Genomic DNA, 15,567 nt, shown 5'->3' with positions numbered 1-15,567 from the left:
ATGTTTCTGAAGAACGCGTGGTACGTCGCAGCATGGGATCACGAGATCACGCGCGATCTGCAACAGATCACCGTTCTGGGTGAAAAGATTTGCGTATTTCGTCTGGAATCCGGTGATCTTGTCGGGCTTGATGACGCGTGCCCGCACCGCAAGCTGCCCCTCTCCAAAGGCCGGATCAAGGGCGATCATGTGGAATGCGGCTATCACGGGCTGACATTTGATTGCGCCGGGCAATGTGTCTGGGCGCCGGGCACCGGGCGCATCCCGTCCGAGGCGCGCGTGCATGCCTATCCTTTGCACGAAAAATACGGGCTTGTCTGGATCTGGATGGGCAATCCCGCGCTGGCGGATGCGTCCGAAATATTCGAGATTGAAAACTATGATCAACCCGATTGGGGCATCAATCGTGGGGCCGCGATGGAGCTGGACTGCAATTATCTGCTGATGTGCGACAATCTGCTGGACCCGACCCATGTGGCCTGGGTGCACGAAGGCAGCTTTGCCAGCGCCGCCACCAAGGACACGCCGTTGCGTGTAACCAGAACAGACAGCGGCGTGATCGTGCACCGCTGGATGATGGATCACGAACCGGCACCGTTCTACAAGAAGGTGATCGGCTTTCAGGGCAATTGCGACAGGCTTCAGCATTACGAGGTGCGCTATCCATCCCATGCGCTGATCAGGGCGGTGTTTACCCCGGCTGGAACCGGCGGGCCGGATGGACCGCTGCACAATGAGACCTTTGTCATGGACAGCTATAATTTCATGACCCCGACAACCGAAGACAAGACGCGCTATTACTGGTTCCAGCTGCGCAATATCCGCCCGGATGACGATGCGCTGTCCAGAATGATGAGCGAAGATGTGCAACATGCCTTTGAAGAAGACCGCGCCGTTCTGAACGAGGTGCAAAAAGGCATGAGCAACAAACGCACGCCCCATATCGATCTGCCGATTGACGGCGGCCCGTTGCGGTTCCGCCGGCATTTGCAGGCGATGATCAACGAAGAACAGCAGGTTGACCGGCAAATGGCCGAATAACGATCAGCCATACGAAATCGGCACGAAAGTGCCGCTGCTCTGTTCAAAAAAGAAACCTATTCGCCTTCACATTCGTTCCGCACTAGGTCTATTTTCAGTTGAACTGGAAGGTAATGGATTTGCAAAGAGTTCCATTAATTACATCGTTACCGCCATCCTTTTGCCGGGTGGACGGCACTGGCGTCGATGTGGGCGCGCACTGGTTGGAAACCTGCGTCCGGTCGTGGGTAAAGCATGGGTTTCAGCCAGTTACCGTGAATTCCGAAAAGGAAGTGTTGCCGGAATTTGAACTTCTGCCTGAATTCACCCAATTGAAAGTCGACAAAGACGGCTTTGATCAGTTCGGAAAACGCTATGTGGCGCTTGGCGATATGATTGAATGCGTTTTGCAGAATTACGACGGCCCGATTGCAATTACGAATTCCGATATAGCGCTCGACCTTACCGAGGCCGCCAGATCACAAATCGACAGCCTGAATCCCGGATCATGTATTGTGTGCAACCGGATCGATATTGAAACGCCGGATTTCGATCAGGGGGTCCGGTATTCGGCAGGGTTTGATTTTTTCGTATTTCATACGTCTGATCTAAAGAAACTGTCGGCCAACGGCATGTATTTCGGAACGCCGTGGTGGGATTATTTCCTGCCGGTCAATCTGCTGAACCAGGGCATCAGGCGTTTGCCGTCCGAGGGGATAGTTGCCTACCACCTGACACATGCCGATCGCTGGAAACGGCGGCTTTGGCGCAAGCTGGGTCTGCAATTTGCCAGCGATATGCGCGCACTGGGCACAGCCGGCGACAGGGCGTTTCTGTCCGATCTCGACAAGGCACTGAAGCGCAAAAGAAAAAGCAAACACAAACTTCTGTCCCGCATCGTGCCGGAGGCTTTCAGAAGAACCGATTTTTATGCGGTCGCCGATCTGAGCGTGGCCTATATTGATCGCGCGCAAGAGTCCGGCCAGCGCTAAGCCCCAGTGCCCTGCGCGCAAAGGTCTACTCGCGCGGGTTTATGAGCGTTCCATCCCACGGTTCAGTGGCGCTTTTCGCCTCTTGCGGGTCAGCCATGTAAGATGGTGTCATGATCTGAACTGAATTTTCGTTGAAAACGTCCACGATATTGCGGTGCAGGTCAGATAGCAATTTGGGCAGGATCGATCCGCGCGAGGTGTAGGCGTTGATCTGGTAGTTGATCGCGTAATCGGCAAGGCCTGTCCACAGAACAAAGGGCGTCGGCACATTTTTCAAACCATCGGTGCGCAATGCCGCCTCGATCAGCATGGCTTCGATCTTATCCTGTTGCTCTTCGTATCCGATGCCGACAGTTGTATGCACCAGTAGGCCGCGCCCGTCGATCTTGCGCTAATAGTTGACCACTTCAGAATTCAGAAGCTGGGCATTCGGGATGCTGATCATCTCGTTCTTGACGGACTTGATCAGGGTTTCCATCAGCTTGATTTCAACGACGTCGCCCACCTTTTCCCCGACCTTGATGCGGTCCCCGATCGTGGTGCTGCGGCGGTAAATCACGAAAAGTCCCGCCATCATGTTGCTGACAACGGTGTTCGATCCCAGCGACAGCATGACACCGGCCAACAGCGTCAGTCCCTGAAAGGCGCGCGAATCCGAACCCGGAATGTAGGGATAGGCAAAAACCACAGCGATCGCGATGATGATGACGCGCACGATGTTGAATGTCGGCTTGATCCAGTGCGGTTCGAAATTGCGAACCTCGAACGTGCCCGCCTCGATGTTTTCCATGAAAACCTGCAAGCCCTTGACGGTGTAACGCGTCACAACCGCAATGATGATCAGCGTGATAAAGTTCGGGATGTAAGACGCAAAACCCTTGAACACCCCGATCAGCGGATCAGTGACATAGGTCAGCAATATCTGGGAAAAGGGGCGTGTTTCTGCAAAAGACAAAAGGACGAAGGACAGGTAATAGTAAAAGACGAAAAAATAGCCGATCCAAAGCAGGACCTGAACAGCATAGCCCACCAGCTTCGCAACCGCCTTGCCGCGCAAAACGGACTTTGTGGCTTCTTCAAACTGGGTAAAGCGTTTTTCGGTAAGACGTTCGGCCCTGTTTACCATTTTGCGCCAGCGTCGCAGAAAAATGATTGAAACGACGACAAACGCAGAGGTCCACCCGATTGCAACCAGCGCGCTGTCGACACGCCCCTTGCCGGACCGGCTTGCGCGATATTGTTCCACCGCACGCTTGATCACGTTCATCTGGAGTTCGGCCAGCCCTTCGATCGGAATCTGTTCAAATTCGGCATCGGCAGGCGAAGCAATGGTGATCATCTTGCCATTTGCGACAATGGCCCGCCCGAATTCGTTGTTCTCCGTCGAAAACGTGATCGAATGATCTTCGGGCAGTTCTGCAAGCGCGATAATGCGATCCTAAATGGCGGCGGCGCGGTCATGGGCGGGCAGGGCGCTGGACCCGCGCACCAGAAACAGGGTTTTCCCATCAATCACGACAGGGGCCGCGAACACACCGTCTGGATTTTCCATTTCGGTGGAAGGGGTGTTCTGTGTCGAAGCTTCCTGCGCCCAAACGGATGGGGTGTGCCAGAACAGCAGTATCAGGAAAACAGCAGCACCCACCGCCAGCGAAACTAATCGCGTCACGCCCCGCCTTCTGGTTTCATGTGCCATTGTCTTTCCCTTCAATTCGTCAGGCCGTCGCGTCGGATGATGCCACGGTGCGAACATACCCGTTCGTTCCGGATTAGAGGCACAGCTTTAACGCGAAGGGAACAAAAATGCGGGGTGCAATGGAATTTTAACTGCCAAAACAATGACTGGCGATATCGACCGCTCAGCCATGCCATCCGTTACGCTGATAAAGAAAGCAGTTAGGTGTCGTTCAGATATCCAGCGTGTTGCTGCGTTCCCATTCGCTGAAATGGGCACAGAAATCATTCCATTCCAGATGCTTCATTTTCAGGTAAGCAGCCGAGAATTCCGCGCCCATCGCCTGTTTCAGATCGGTATCGGCGTCATAGGCGCGCAGTGCATCCAGCATGTTCAGCGGCAGCTTTGGCGCATCCGTCACGGTGTGGCCTTCGGCATACATGTCAATATCGTGCCGCTTGCCGGGATCGGCCTTTGATGCCAGACCGCTTAGTCCGGCGGCGATGATGACAGCCTGCAAGAGATAGGGGTTGGCGGCACCGTCCGGCAGGCGCAGTTCAAACCGGCCGGGGCCGGGAACGCGCACCATATGGGTGCGGTTGTTGCCGGTCCATGTCACCGTATTGGGCGCCCAGGTCGCACCCGACATGGTGCGCGGGGCGTTGATGCGTTTATAGCTGTTGACCGTCGGATTGGTGATCGCGGCCAGGGCGCTGGCATGTTTCATGATGCCACCCAGAAAATGCTTGCCACGTTCGGACAGGCCCAGTTCGCCCGTGGGGCTGCTGTCTTTTTCGCCGGCGAACACATTTGTCGTGGCTTCATGACCCGGCGCATCCCAGACCGAGATGTGGGCGTGGCACCCGTTTCCGGTCAAACCCTCGACAGGTTTGGGCATGAAGGTCGCGCGGAAGCCGTGCTTTTCGGCGACCGATTTCGTCATGAATTTGAAGAACGAATGTTTGTCGGCTGTTCCAAGGGCGTCGTCGAATTCCCAGTTCATTTCGAACTGGCCGTTCGCATCCTCGTGATCGTTCTGATAGGGGCCCCAGCCCAGTTCCAGCATGTAATCGCAGATTTCGCGCACCACATCATAGCGCCGCATCACCGCCTGCTGGTCATAACAGGGTTTGGCGGCTGTATCGTACGGATCAGACAATTCACGCCCGTCTGGCGTTAGAAGGAAAAATTCGGCCTCGATACCGGTTTTGACATGCAGGCCTTGCTGAGCTGCCTTGGCAATCTGGCGGCGCAACACGTTGCGCGGGGCCTGTGCGACATCTTCGCCTTCCATGATGCAATCTGCGGCCACCCAAGCCACTTCGGGTTTCCACGGCAATCGGATCACTGATGCCGGGTTCGGTACGGCCAGCATATCGGGGTGGGCGGGCGTCAGATCAAGATAGGTGGCAAATCCGGCAAATCCGGCGCCATCCTTCTGCATGTCTTCGATGGCCTGGGTCGGCACCAGTTTCGCACGCTGGCCACCGAACAGATCGGTAAAGGAAATCATGAAGTACTTGATATCGTTTTCCTCGGCGAACGCCGCGAGATCCTTGGTCATGTAGGTTGTTCCTTTTCCCTGTTGTCTGTTTTTTGGGCGTGCCTTTTTGCGGTGCCCTTTGTTTGGTTAAAACCCCGCCTTGCCGGGATACCAGTTTGTGCCTGCCAGCGGAACCTGAGCCATGGCGGCGGCTTCCATTGTCAGCGCCACCAAATCTTCGGGTTCAAGGTTGTGCAGATGGTTCTTGCCACAGGCGCGCGCGATGGTCTGCGCCTCTAGCGTCATGACCTTGAGGTAGTTTTTCAACCGCCGCCCGCCTTCGATCGGATCAAACCGCGCCATCAGTTCGGGGTCTTGCGTTGTGATGCCCGCAGGATCGCGCCCCTCGTGCCAGTCGTCATAGGCGCCTGCTGTGGTGCCCAGCTTGTTATATTCGCTTTCCCATTTTGGATCATTGTCGCCCAGTGCGATCAGGGCGGCGGTGCCGATAGCCACCGCATCCGCCCCCAGCGCCAGCGCCTTGGCCACGTCCGCACCGGACCGGATACCACCGGAGATCACCAACTGTACTTCGCGGTGCATACCCATATCCTGCAGCGCCTGAACCGCGGGGCGGATGCAGGCCAGCGTGGGTTGACCCACATGTTCGATAAACACGTCCTGCGTTGCGGCGGTGCCCCCCTGCATCCCGTCCAGCACGACAACGTCAGCCCCGGCCTTGACCGCCAGAGTGGTATCGAAATAGGGCCGCGCACCCGCGATTTTCACATAGATCGGCACCTGCCATCCGGTGATTTCACGCAGTTCCAATATCTTGATTTCCAGATCGTCCGGCCCTGTCCAATCGGGGTGGCGACAGGCCGAACGCTGATCGATGCCTTTGGGCAGATTGCGCATTTCGGCCACACGATCGCTGATTTTCTGGCCCAGCAACATGCCGCCGCCACCGGGTTTTGCACCCTGACCCACGACTATTTCAATCGCGTCGGCCTTGCGCAGATCATCGGGGTTCATGCCATAGCGGGATGGCAGGTATTGATAGACCAGTTTCGACGAATGCCCGCGTTCCTCGGGTGTCATGCCTCCGTCGCCTGTCGTGGTCGACGTGCCGGCCGCATTCGCGCCGCGCCCCAATGCCTCTTTGGCGGGGCCGGACAGCGCGCCAAAGCTCATGCCGGCAATGGTGATCGGAATGTCCAACTGGATCGGCTTCTTGGCAAAACGGGTGCCCAGTGTGACAGAGGTGTCGCATTTTTCACGATACCCTTCCAGCGGGTAGCGCGAGATCGAGGCCCCCAGAAACAGCAGATCGTCGAAATGGGGCACCTTGCGTTTGGCACCGCCGCCGCGAATGTCGTAAATGCCGGTGGCTGCGGCGCGCCGGATATCGCTGTTGATGTCCTGCGAAAAAGTTGCCGACTGGCGCGGTGTGGTGTGTGGAATGCGGGTGCGCGTTTCGTCGCTCATGGACATGTCCCTAATAGGCCGACGCGTTGTCGACGTCGAAATTGTAAAGCTTGCGGGCTGATCCGTAGCGGGTGAAATCTTCGGGGTTGGCATCGGCACCTGCGCGCGCCAGCAAATCCTTGAGGATCGCAATATGTTCGGGTCGCATTTCCTTTTCTTCGCAATCCGCCCCAAGGCTTTTGACGTTGCCACGCACGAACAGGCGCGCCTCGTAGATGCTGTCGCCCAATGCATCGCCCGCATCGCCCAGCACAACCAGATTGCCCGATTGCGCCATAAAGGCCGACATATGGCCTATATTGCCGTGTACGACGATGTCGATGCCCTTCATAGAAATACCGCAGCGCGAACTGGCATTGCCCTTGATCACCAGCAATCCGCCATGGCCGGTTGCACCGGCATACTGGCTGGCGTCACCTTCGATCACGATGGTCCCCGACATCATGTTTTCGCCCACCCCGGGGCCGGCAGATCCATGAATGTTGATCGTCGCCTGTTTGTTCATGCCGCCGCAGTAGTACCCTGTTGATCCCTTCACCGTCACTTCGATAGGGGCATCCAGCCCAACGGCAATCGCGTGGCTGCCCCTGGCGTTCACGATTTCCCACGCGGTCTGGTTTGTCGTGCCGGTCTGCGCGTGCAGCGTTTCATTCAGCGCGCGCAGACCCTGCGCCTCAAGATCAAAGACCTGCATGTCAGTGGCTCCAGAAATAGACGGTTGCGGGTTCGGGTTCCCAGACGCGGGCGGCGTCTATGCCGGGCAGGTTAACCAGGGCGCGGTATTCGCTGCCAAAGGCCACATATTGTTCGGTTTCCGCCATCACCGCGGGTTTGCAGGCAATCGGATCGCGCACCACACCGAACCCGTCCTTGGTGCCGACGACAAAGGTAAAGAAACCATCCAGATCTTCCAGCGAACTTTCCAGTGCTTCGCCCAATGTGCTGCCGGTCTGCATTTTCCAGCTGAGATAGGCGGCCCCGACCTCAGTATCGTTTTCGGTTTCGATCTGCATGCCCTGATGGCGCAGTTTGCGACGCAGGCTGTTGTGGTTGGACAGCGAGCCGTTGTGCACAAGGCATTGATCCGCGCCGGTGGAAAACGGGTGAGCGCCCATTGTGGTTACTGCCGATTCCGTGGCCATGCGTGTGTGGCCGATGCCATGGGTGCCCTGCATCCGGTCAATGCCGAACCGGCGTGCCACATCTTTGGGCAGGCCGACCTCTTTATAAATCTCGATGGCTTCACCTGCACTCATGATGCGCAGATCGGGGCGCAGTGCGCGCGCCGCGCGCCGCGCTGCATCCATCTGGGCGGCGGGCACTTCAAGAACGGCGTGGGTGTCCAGTTTGCGCAAGGTGACGGGGGCGCCGATGGCTTCGCCCAGATCCTGATCCAAAGTTGCAAAATCTGCATCCGGTGCCGGCGATTGCACCGTCAGTTTAGCGGTCTTTGCCATGCGATCCCCGTAAATCGCAATGCCGGCACTGTCGGGGCCGCGATCCGTCATCGTGATCAGCATATCGGTCAGCAGGCCGCCCAGTTGCGGTTCAAGTGATTTGTCTTTCAGGAACAGCCCGACAATCCCACACATTGCATTGATCCTTTTGCTTAACGGGGTGACTCGGACGCTAGCATTGTTGAAGGCTGTCTTCAACTGACAAGAATAATACTTTCCTGTCAGGGATGGCCGTTATCCGCCTTGCGGGTACGAGATGATCGAAAGATAGCGGGCAGGCAGTTTGACCAGAATTTCGGGTCCGTGGGGCGCATCGGCATCGAAAAACAACGTGTCGCCCGGTTTCAGGGGATAGACCGTGTTGCCGTGCCGGTAATCCACTTCGCCTTCCAGCATGTAAATCGTTTCGATCCCGTCATGCTGGAACGTGGGAAACACATCGGATTCTTCGGTCAGTGTGATCAGATAGGGTTCCACGATCACCCCACTGGCGTTCGATCCGATATGACCAAGCAGGTTGTACTGGTGCCCCGCGCGCGTGCCCATGCGCTGGGTTTCTACACCTTCACCGGCTTTGGTCAGAACGGCAAAGCGGTTTTCCTCGAACCCGCGAAAGAACGATGTCAGCGGCACGCTTAACGCATTGGCCAGCGCCTGAAGCGTGGTCAGCGATGGCGAGGTGTTGCCGTTTTCGATCTTTGACATCATGCCGACGGACAGGCCGGTTGCTTCGGCCAGTTCATTGACCGTCATGTTCTGCTGTTTGCGAAAGGCGCGCACCTCCTTGCCAATCGCCACCTCAAGCACCTTTTCGCGGCCATCGCGAACGCGATGCGGATCCTGACCAAGCGCGCTGTTGCCCGTGGTGCGTTTCGCTGGTTGAGATGCCATGTCAGTCTTTCGCCTTTTGTCCTGTAACGGGCGGGCAAACGATGCGCGCCGCGTTCGGGAAAAGGATAAACATGACTTTGGGAAAAAGAACACCATCTTCCCCGTCAGTAGCCCCTGCGCTTAGTTGCGATGGCGGATCAGGCCCGGCACGGAAATGTGAAGCCGAAAATGTTTGACCCTCCAGCAGGGGGAAGGATTAGATGATCACAAAGCGGCGCACCCGTGCCCGCCCATTCGATACAGAAGGCTTGCGATGAACAGACGCGATTTCCTGATGACCGGCAGCGCGCTGGCGGTATTCCCCGGAACCGGTTTTGCTGCGGCCCCGTTTCTTTTGCGGGCCGAGCCTGTCACCGCGCAGATTTTGCCCTTGGGCGACGGGGCAACGGACATGCTGGGCTTTAACGGGTCCACACCCGGTCCGGAAATACGCGCGCGTCAAGGCGATACCCTGCGCGTCACGTTTGAAAACGGGATTGATCAGGATTCGGCCGTGCACTGGCACGGGATACGGTTGAACAATGCCATGGACGGTGTGCCGGGCATGACGCAACCGCCGGTTCTGCCCGGCACATCTTTCGACTACGCGTTCAAAGTGCCCGATGCCGGCACCTATTGGTACCATTCGCACAACAGATCATGGGAGCAGGTGGCCCGCGGCCTTTACGGCCCCCTGATCATCGAGGAAGACGCGCCGCCGGACGTGGATCACGACATCACCGTGCAGATCGACGATTGGCGATTGTCGGAAACAGGCGAACAAGTCGGCGGCTATGAAAACCTGCATGATTGGTCACATGCAGGGCGCATGGGCAATTTTGCGCGGGCCGTCTTTGATGACAGCATCACGTTGCGCCATGGTGATCGTGTGCGCCTGCGTCTGATCAACGTCGCGACCGCGCGGGTGTTTCCGATTGATGTGACAGGCGTGGCGGGCAAAATCGTTGCGCTGGATGGCATGCCCTTGGCTGCGCCCGAAGACATCGGCCAGTTCACACTGGCACCTGCACAACGCATGGACATCATTGCAGATGTCACCGCGCAGGGCGGGGTCGGTTTTGTGTTTCAGACGCGGCAGGGCCCATATGATCTGGGCATCATTCCCGTTGACGGGACACATCCCGCACCGCGTCAATCAGACATCGCCGCGCTGGCCCCCAATCGTATGCCGCCGCCTGATGTCGAAAACGCCATATCGCTTGATCTGCGGATGGAAGGCGGCGCGATGAGCAGCGTCGCCACTCGCGAGGCGATCTGGCTGTTCAACGGCCAGTCGGGCATGTCGGATGATCCGTATTACATTTTTGAACGCGGGCAAACGGCGCGGATCACGGTGCGCAACGACACACGGTTCGCGCATGGCATCCACCTGCATGGACACCATTTTCACGAGGTTCAGCCGGACGGGTCGCTGGGGCACTATCGCGATACAACGCTGATCGGGCCGGACGAGACCCGCGATATTCTGTGCGTATTTGACAATCCGGGGCAGTGGCTGATGCATTGCCACATGCTGGGTCATCAGGCGGCGGGTATGAAAACATGGTTCAAGGTGCTGTGAAACGCGTCGGTGTCATACTGCTGTTGTGGGCCGGTCCCGCCGGTGCGGGCCACGAACTGGAAAACCGCGACCTGACAAACGGTGCCACGCTTTATGCGCAACACTGCGCCGCGTGCCACGGGACCAATCTGGAAGGGCAACCTGACTGGCGATCGCCGGGGCCGGACGGTATCTTGCCCGCCCCGCCGCATGATCGTACCGGCCACACATGGCATCACAGCAATGCGATGCTGTTCGATTACACAAAACTGGGCGGTCAAAGCGCGTTGGCGGCCCTTGGCGTGACGGATTTCACCAGCGGGATGCCGGCCTTTCAGGATGTGATATCTGATCAGGACATCTGGGATATTCTGGGGTACATCCGTTCAACATGGCCCGCGCGTGAACAGGCCGTTCAATCCGGCCAGAACCCACCGCACGACTGATCCCTGACAGAGACTGCCGCCCGACCGCGCGCCATTTGACTTTGGCCCCAAATCGCTGTTGGGTCGAAGTTTGCAAAACAGGCGATCAACGGCCCTGAAACGGAGTTTTACGCGTGCACATCAAACCCTTTGGCGTTGAAATATGGATGAACGAATTCGAAAATCACTGTGCGTTCAACCTTGCCGAAACCTGTGTGGAATCTCTGACCATCGGGCAATTGCTGCAAATGTCGGGCAAGAACGATACACTGGCAAACGACCTGGCGCAGATGAAAATGACCTATGGCGCGATTGAAGGGTCGGACCGGCTGCGCAGCAATATCTGCACCCTTTATGACAATCAGGCCGTTGAAAACGTTGTGGTCACGCACGGGGCGATCGGGGCCAATGCGCTGTTATATGAAACCCTGATCCAGCCCGGGGATCACATCATTTCAGTGCTGCCCACGTATCAGCAGCATTATTCCATCCCCGAAAGCTATGGTGCCGAGGTCGAGGTGCTGCAATTGGAACCAGACAACGCGTTTCTGCCTGATCTGGACCGGCTTGCCACGATGATCCAGCCCGATACGCGGCTGATTGCCGTCACCAACCCGAACAATCCGACAGGGGCCCTGATGGACAGGGCGTTTCTGGAAAGACTGGCTAATGTCGCGCGGGCGGGTAATGTGTGGGTGCTAAGTGATGAGGTTTATCGCGGCACCAATCAAAGCGGTGACGGCTTTGCGCCGGCCATTGCGGATGTCTATGAAAAAGGCATCAGCGTTGGTGGCATGTCCAAGACATTTTCGTTGGCGGGTCTGCGCCTTGGCTGGATCGCCGCGCCGGTTGAAGTCATTCGGGCGGTCTCGATCCACCGCGATTATAACACCATCAGCGTGGGTATGATCGACGATTTTTTCGCGGCCATGGCGCTGGAGGCGAAAGACAAGATCATTGCGCGCAGCCAGCAGATTACCCGCGACAATCTGGCCACGCTGGATGCATGGATCGCGCAGGAACCTGCGCTGTCTTATGTCCGCCCCAAGGCAGGAACAACCGCGCTGGTCCGGTATGATTTTGACATGCCATCGCGCGATTTCTGTGTGCGGCTGCTGAAGGAAACCGGCGTGATGTTCACCCCCGGTTCGGTGATGGAAATGGAAGGCTGGGTACGCATCGGATATGCCAACAATCCGCAGGTGCTGCGCGACGGGCTGAAGGAAACCAGCAGGTTTCTTGCGATGCTGGAGCAGGAACGGAGCACGACCGCAAAACAGGGACAGCTGACATGACCGACCCAAGCGAACGCGTCCTGCGCCTTGCCGCGCAATCGGTTCTGGCCCGCAGACGGATCGGCGATGCGCTGGTGCAAACGCCGTGTTTGCAGTCTCGCGCGGCTGTGCCGTCCGGGACGCAACTGTATTACAAAACCGAAAACTTTCAGCATACCGGCTCTTTCAAACTGCGCGGGGCGTTGTCCAAGCTGTCGGGCCTGCCCACCGATATGCCGGTGATCACCGCGTCATCGGGAAATCACGGCATCGCCTGTTCCCATGCCGCGATGACAACGGGGCACAAACTGACAGTCGTTCTGCCTGAAAACGTCGCAAAGGCGAAACTGGCCAAAATCGAAAGCTATGGCACCAATACAATTCTGCATCCGGGGGATTCCGGTATGGCCGAAGTGCACGCGCAATCGCTGGCGGCAACGGGCGAGTATGTTTATGTTTCGCCCTACAATGATCTTGATGTGATGGCAGGGCAGGGCACGATCGGGCTGGAACTGCTGGAACAATTGCCACAGATCGACAATGTGTTCATTTCCATGGGCGGGGGCGGTTTGATTTCCGGTATCGGATCTGTGCTGCGGGCGTTTTCGCCGGGCGCAAGGATCATTGGTGTCAGCGCGACACATTCGGCGGCGCTGGCGGCAAGTATGGTGGCCGGCCATATCGTTGAAACCGAACATCTTGACACATTGGCAGATGGTTGTGCTGGCGGCGTGGACGAAGATGCGCTGACCCTTCCGATTGCGACAGAAGTTGTGGACCGGGTGATCCATTGCAGCGAAACGCAAATCGCCGACGCATTGCGGCAACTGGCATGGACCGACACGATGATTGTCGAAGGGGCCGCCGCGCTGGCGCTGGCAGGGTACCTGTCCGACGCGCAGGGTTACGCCGGTCAGTGCAATGTTATCCTGCTGTGCGGCGGCAACTTTGATGTTGCCAGATTGCAGGCTGTGATCGGTTGAACAGGGCCATTCCCTCGAATTATTGCCGGTAACGACCGGAAAATTGGCCCGACTGCCGAAACAAAGGCAACGTTCTGCCGAATATTGACCACATTTCGGCATCATTTGATCAACTGTCATTTCTTCAGGTTGGTCCCATGAGCATTGCAATTCCGGCAAAACCCCGCTCCGCGTCGCTGCTGGCTGCGCCGGTTTTTACCGCGACGATTTTTCTGAGCGCGTCGCTTTTGTTCTTTGTGCAGCCGCTGTTTACCAAGATTGTTTTGCCCCATATCGGCGGCACACCCGCCGTCTGGACAACGGCGATGCTGTTTTTCCAATCGTTCTGATTGCAGGTTATGCCTATGCGCATTTCAGCACCAAATACCTGAGCGTCAAGGCACAGATGATCCTGCATCTGGCGCTTTGGGCCGCAGCGCTGGCCTTTCTGCCGCTGACAATTTCCCAAGGCTGGCGTTATGACGCCGCCAGTTCGACGGTTTTACAAACGCTTAGCCTGTTTGCGCTGGGTGTCGGTGTGCCATTTGCGGTGTTGTCCGCCAATGCGCCGCTGATCCAGTCATGGTATTCCAAAAGCGGCGGACCGTCGGCGGATGATCCCTATTTTCTTTACGGGGCCAGCAATTTCGGATCGCTGCTGGCTTTGCTGGCCTTTCCGCTGGTTGCCGAACCGCTGTTCGGGGCAAGTGCCATCGGCGCCGGATGGGCCGCCGGATTTGTCGCCCTGGGCGGGTTCTTGTTGCTCAGCGGATTGTTCGCGTGGCGCAACGGCAGATCCGCGCATGTAACGCGTGTTGAACACATGGAAGCCGCCGAACCTGTCACCGCCGCGCAGGTCGGCACATGGTTGCTGCTGGCTTTCATCCCGTCATCCCTGATGCTGGCCGTCACAACAAAGATCAGCACCGATATCGGTTCGTTCCCGCTGATCTGGGCGATTCCGCTGGCGCTGTATCTGTTGACCTTTGTGATGACGTTCACGCGCAAGCCGTGGATCAACGATCATTTTGTGCAACTGCTCTTTACGGTCGGATTGCTGGCGCTGATCTTTCTGATCACGATCTCGACCAAATTCGCCCTGTCCTGGACCACGGCAGGGGCATTGGTGACCGGATTTTTTGCTGTCGCCCTGATGTCGCATCGCAAACTTTACCTGACGCGACCGGATGGGCGGCAATTGACGGTGTTCTATGTCACGATGTCCATTGGCGGTGCCTTGGGCGGGCTGTTCAATTCCATTATTGCGCCGATTGTCTTTGATGGCCTGCACGAGGGGCGTTTTGTTCTTGTTCTTGCCGGTTTGCTGTTCCTGCCTGCGCTGATCCTGCCGAAACCGCGCGATCTGGCGGTTGGGGCGCTTGCCGGGGCGGCCTGTTTGCTGATCTTTGCCTTTGGCCTGAAATCGGGCGATGCGACGACCGGAAACCTTGCGCCTAGCGTGATTGCGGTGGCGCTGCTCGCGGGAATCTGGGCGTTTCGCGAACGCGGATATGCGCTTTTTGCGATGCTGTGCGTGGTTCTAGGCGCATCGCCGTTCTTGTTCACCAAACCCGGCCTGCACGAAGACCGCAGTTTTTTCGGAACGCACCGCGTGTTCGAAGAAGACACGGTGCGCAAATATTCAAACGGCACAACCCTGCACGGCGCACAGCGCATTCAGGATGACGGGCGCAAGCCCCTGCCGCTGTCCTATTACCACCCCAACGGTCCGATGGGGCAGATCATGGCATCCGATCAGGGGCGGTCTGCGCACAGTGTCGGCGTTGTCGGTCTGGGTGTCGGATCGCTGGCTTGCTATCGCCAGCCACATCAATCCTGGGCATTTTACGAGATCGACAAACTGGTCGATGATATCGCGCGCACGCCCGAATATTTTTCGTTCCTGTCGCAATGCGCACCGGACGCGCCCACCCATCTGGGGGATGCACGCATTGTTCTGGAACAGCAGAGTGACGTAAAATACGACATTCTGGTGATCGACGTCTACAGTTCAGATGCCGTTCCTGTCCATCTCAGCACGGTCGAGGCGATGGCGCTTTACGTTAACCGGCTGAACCCCGGCGGGTTGTTGGTGTTTCATATCTCCAACCGGTATTACAGCATCGATAAACCCTTGGGGCGGGGCGCCGAGGCGCTGGGTCTTGCGGCAAGGATTCAGACCTATCAACTGGACGAAAACGCCGATGTCGGTGAAACCGGATCGACCGTGGTTGTGATGGCGCAGACCGACGCACCGCTCGCAGCCCTGGCTGACGACGACCGCTGGCAGGTCTTGCAGTCCGATGGCGGGCGCGTCTGGACAGATGATTTCACCAACCTGATGGCAATCCTGCGCTAGC

General features: G+C 57.5%; 17 protein-coding genes. 9 read left to right on the top strand and 8 right to left on the bottom strand.

Features of this window, described 5'->3' with window-relative positions; translation table 11 throughout:
* The 3 genes from OLX72_RS19695 to OLX72_RS19685 are packed head-to-tail and all read left to right on the top strand — an operon-like array spanning position 1 to position 2,012.
* Positions 1–1,041, top strand: coding sequence for a Rieske 2Fe-2S domain-containing protein (locus tag OLX72_RS19695; RefSeq protein ID WP_433989389.1), 1,041 nt, complete (start codon positions 1–3; stop codon positions 1,039–1,041).
* Positions 1,019–1,330, top strand: coding sequence for a hypothetical protein (locus tag OLX72_RS19690; RefSeq protein ID WP_433989388.1), 312 nt, complete (start codon positions 1,019–1,021; stop codon positions 1,328–1,330). The genes OLX72_RS19695 and OLX72_RS19690 overlap by 23 nt, the downstream gene beginning before the upstream one ends.
* On the top strand, positions 1,296–2,012 hold the full coding sequence (locus OLX72_RS19685) for a hypothetical protein (RefSeq protein WP_433989387.1): 717 nt from the start codon (positions 1,296–1,298) through the stop codon (positions 2,010–2,012). The genes OLX72_RS19690 and OLX72_RS19685 overlap by 35 nt, the downstream gene beginning before the upstream one ends.
* 25 nt (positions 2,013–2,037) lie before the next feature.
* Here the strand turns inward: OLX72_RS19685 and OLX72_RS19680 are convergent, their stop codons facing one another.
* The 8 genes from OLX72_RS19680 to OLX72_RS19645 all read right to left on the bottom strand — a co-directional run bounded on the left by OLX72_RS19680 (position 2,038) and on the right by OLX72_RS19645 (position 9,006).
* Positions 2,038–2,376, bottom strand: a complete 339-nt coding sequence (locus OLX72_RS19680) for a hypothetical protein (RefSeq protein WP_433989386.1) — start codon at positions 2,374–2,376, stop codon at positions 2,038–2,040.
* Positions 2,377–2,403: 27 nt separating this feature from the next.
* A complete protein-coding gene (locus OLX72_RS19675; protein WP_433989385.1) occupies positions 2,404–3,351 on the bottom strand; it encodes a mechanosensitive ion channel domain-containing protein in 948 nt (315 codons plus the stop codon).
* Positions 3,352–3,450: 99 nt separating this feature from the next.
* Complete coding sequence (locus OLX72_RS19670; RefSeq protein WP_433989384.1) at positions 3,451–3,708, bottom strand: hypothetical protein; 258 nt, start codon at positions 3,706–3,708, stop codon at positions 3,451–3,453.
* Positions 3,709–3,919: 211 nt separating this feature from the next.
* Entirely contained in the window at positions 3,920–5,251 is a 1,332-nt protein-coding gene (gene glnT, locus OLX72_RS19665; RefSeq protein ID WP_433989383.1) for a type III glutamate--ammonia ligase, read from the bottom strand.
* A gap of 66 nt (positions 5,252–5,317) precedes the next feature.
* Positions 5,318–6,658, bottom strand: coding sequence for an FMN-binding glutamate synthase family protein (locus OLX72_RS19660; protein WP_433989382.1), 1,341 nt, complete (start codon positions 6,656–6,658; stop codon positions 5,318–5,320).
* A 10-nt stretch (positions 6,659–6,668) separates the two neighbouring features.
* Entirely contained in the window at positions 6,669–7,352 is a 684-nt protein-coding gene (locus OLX72_RS19655; RefSeq protein ID WP_433989381.1) for a protein GlxC, read from the bottom strand.
* A 1-nt stretch (position 7,353) separates the two neighbouring features.
* The gene (locus OLX72_RS19650; RefSeq protein WP_433989380.1) at positions 7,354–8,250 is read right to left on the bottom strand and encodes a class II glutamine amidotransferase; all 897 of its coding nucleotides are present in this window, start codon (positions 8,248–8,250) and stop codon (positions 7,354–7,356) included.
* A 99-nt stretch (positions 8,251–8,349) separates the two neighbouring features.
* The gene (locus tag OLX72_RS19645) at positions 8,350–9,006 is read right to left on the bottom strand and encodes a helix-turn-helix domain-containing protein (protein ID WP_433989379.1); all 657 of its coding nucleotides are present in this window, start codon (positions 9,004–9,006) and stop codon (positions 8,350–8,352) included.
* Between the two features lie 253 nt (positions 9,007–9,259).
* On the opposite strand from OLX72_RS19645, the gene OLX72_RS19640 reads away from it, so the two are divergent.
* From OLX72_RS19640 to OLX72_RS19615, 6 genes are all read left to right on the top strand, one after another.
* Positions 9,260–10,567, top strand: coding sequence for a multicopper oxidase family protein (locus OLX72_RS19640; RefSeq protein ID WP_433989378.1), 1,308 nt, complete (start codon positions 9,260–9,262; stop codon positions 10,565–10,567).
* A complete protein-coding gene (locus tag OLX72_RS19635; protein ID WP_433989377.1) occupies positions 10,549–10,992 on the top strand; it encodes a c-type cytochrome in 444 nt (147 codons plus the stop codon). Before OLX72_RS19640 ends, OLX72_RS19635 begins: the two co-directional genes overlap by 19 nt.
* Positions 10,993–11,105: 113 nt before the next feature.
* Entirely contained in the window at positions 11,106–12,266 is a 1,161-nt protein-coding gene (locus tag OLX72_RS19630; RefSeq protein ID WP_114869565.1) for an aminotransferase, read from the top strand.
* Entirely contained in the window at positions 12,263–13,228 is a 966-nt protein-coding gene (locus OLX72_RS19625) for a pyridoxal-phosphate dependent enzyme (protein ID WP_114869566.1), read from the top strand. The genes OLX72_RS19630 and OLX72_RS19625 overlap by 4 nt, the downstream gene beginning before the upstream one ends.
* Positions 13,229–13,365: 137 nt before the next feature.
* The gene (locus tag OLX72_RS19620; RefSeq protein ID WP_254684724.1) at positions 13,366–13,557 is read left to right on the top strand and encodes a hypothetical protein; all 192 of its coding nucleotides are present in this window, start codon (positions 13,366–13,368) and stop codon (positions 13,555–13,557) included.
* Between the two features lie 56 nt (positions 13,558–13,613).
* On the top strand, positions 13,614–15,566 hold the full coding sequence (locus tag OLX72_RS19615; protein ID WP_254684725.1) for a spermidine synthase: 1,953 nt from the start codon (positions 13,614–13,616) through the stop codon (positions 15,564–15,566).
* Position 15,567 lies beyond the last annotated feature (1 nt).

Source organism: Sulfitobacter sp. TBRI5 (genome assembly GCF_051013555.1).
Classification (GTDB): Bacteria; Pseudomonadota; Alphaproteobacteria; order Rhodobacterales; family Rhodobacteraceae; genus JL08.
The sequence above is the reverse complement of the archived record's forward strand: the minus strand, read 5'-3'. Positions and strand labels throughout refer to the sequence as shown.

What these genes read in the sequence shown, in the direction of transcription:
- OLX72_RS19695 (WP_433989389.1), top strand. Translation starts at nt 1, where the DNA reads ATGTTTCTGAAGAACGCGTGGTACGTCGCAGCATGGGATCACGAGATC.
- OLX72_RS19675 (WP_433989385.1), bottom strand. Translation starts at nt 3,351, where the DNA reads ATGATCACCATTGCTTCGCCTGCCGATGCCGAATTTGAACAGATTCCG.
- OLX72_RS19670 (WP_433989384.1), bottom strand. Translation starts at nt 3,708, where the DNA reads ATGGCACATGAAACCAGAAGGCGGGGCGTGACGCGATTAGTTTCGCTG.
- glnT (WP_433989383.1), bottom strand. Translation starts at nt 5,251, where the DNA reads ATGACCAAGGATCTCGCGGCGTTCGCCGAGGAAAACGATATCAAGTAC.
- OLX72_RS19660 (WP_433989382.1), bottom strand. Translation starts at nt 6,658, where the DNA reads ATGAGCGACGAAACGCGCACCCGCATTCCACACACCACACCGCGCCAG.
- OLX72_RS19655 (WP_433989381.1), bottom strand. Translation starts at nt 7,352, where the DNA reads ATGCAGGTCTTTGATCTTGAGGCGCAGGGTCTGCGCGCGCTGAATGAA.
- OLX72_RS19650 (WP_433989380.1), bottom strand. Translation starts at nt 8,250, where the DNA reads ATGTGTGGGATTGTCGGGCTGTTCCTGAAAGACAAATCACTTGAACCG.
- OLX72_RS19645 (WP_433989379.1), bottom strand. Translation starts at nt 9,006, where the DNA reads ATGGCATCTCAACCAGCGAAACGCACCACGGGCAACAGCGCGCTTGGT.
- OLX72_RS19640 (WP_433989378.1), top strand. Translation starts at nt 9,260, where the DNA reads ATGAACAGACGCGATTTCCTGATGACCGGCAGCGCGCTGGCGGTATTC.
- OLX72_RS19635 (WP_433989377.1), top strand. Translation starts at nt 10,549, where the DNA reads ATGGTTCAAGGTGCTGTGAAACGCGTCGGTGTCATACTGCTGTTGTGG.
- OLX72_RS19625 (WP_114869566.1), top strand. Translation starts at nt 12,263, where the DNA reads ATGACCGACCCAAGCGAACGCGTCCTGCGCCTTGCCGCGCAATCGGTT.
- OLX72_RS19620 (WP_254684724.1), top strand. Translation starts at nt 13,366, where the DNA reads ATGAGCATTGCAATTCCGGCAAAACCCCGCTCCGCGTCGCTGCTGGCT.
- OLX72_RS19615 (WP_254684725.1), top strand. Translation starts at nt 13,614, where the DNA reads ATGATCCTGCATCTGGCGCTTTGGGCCGCAGCGCTGGCCTTTCTGCCG.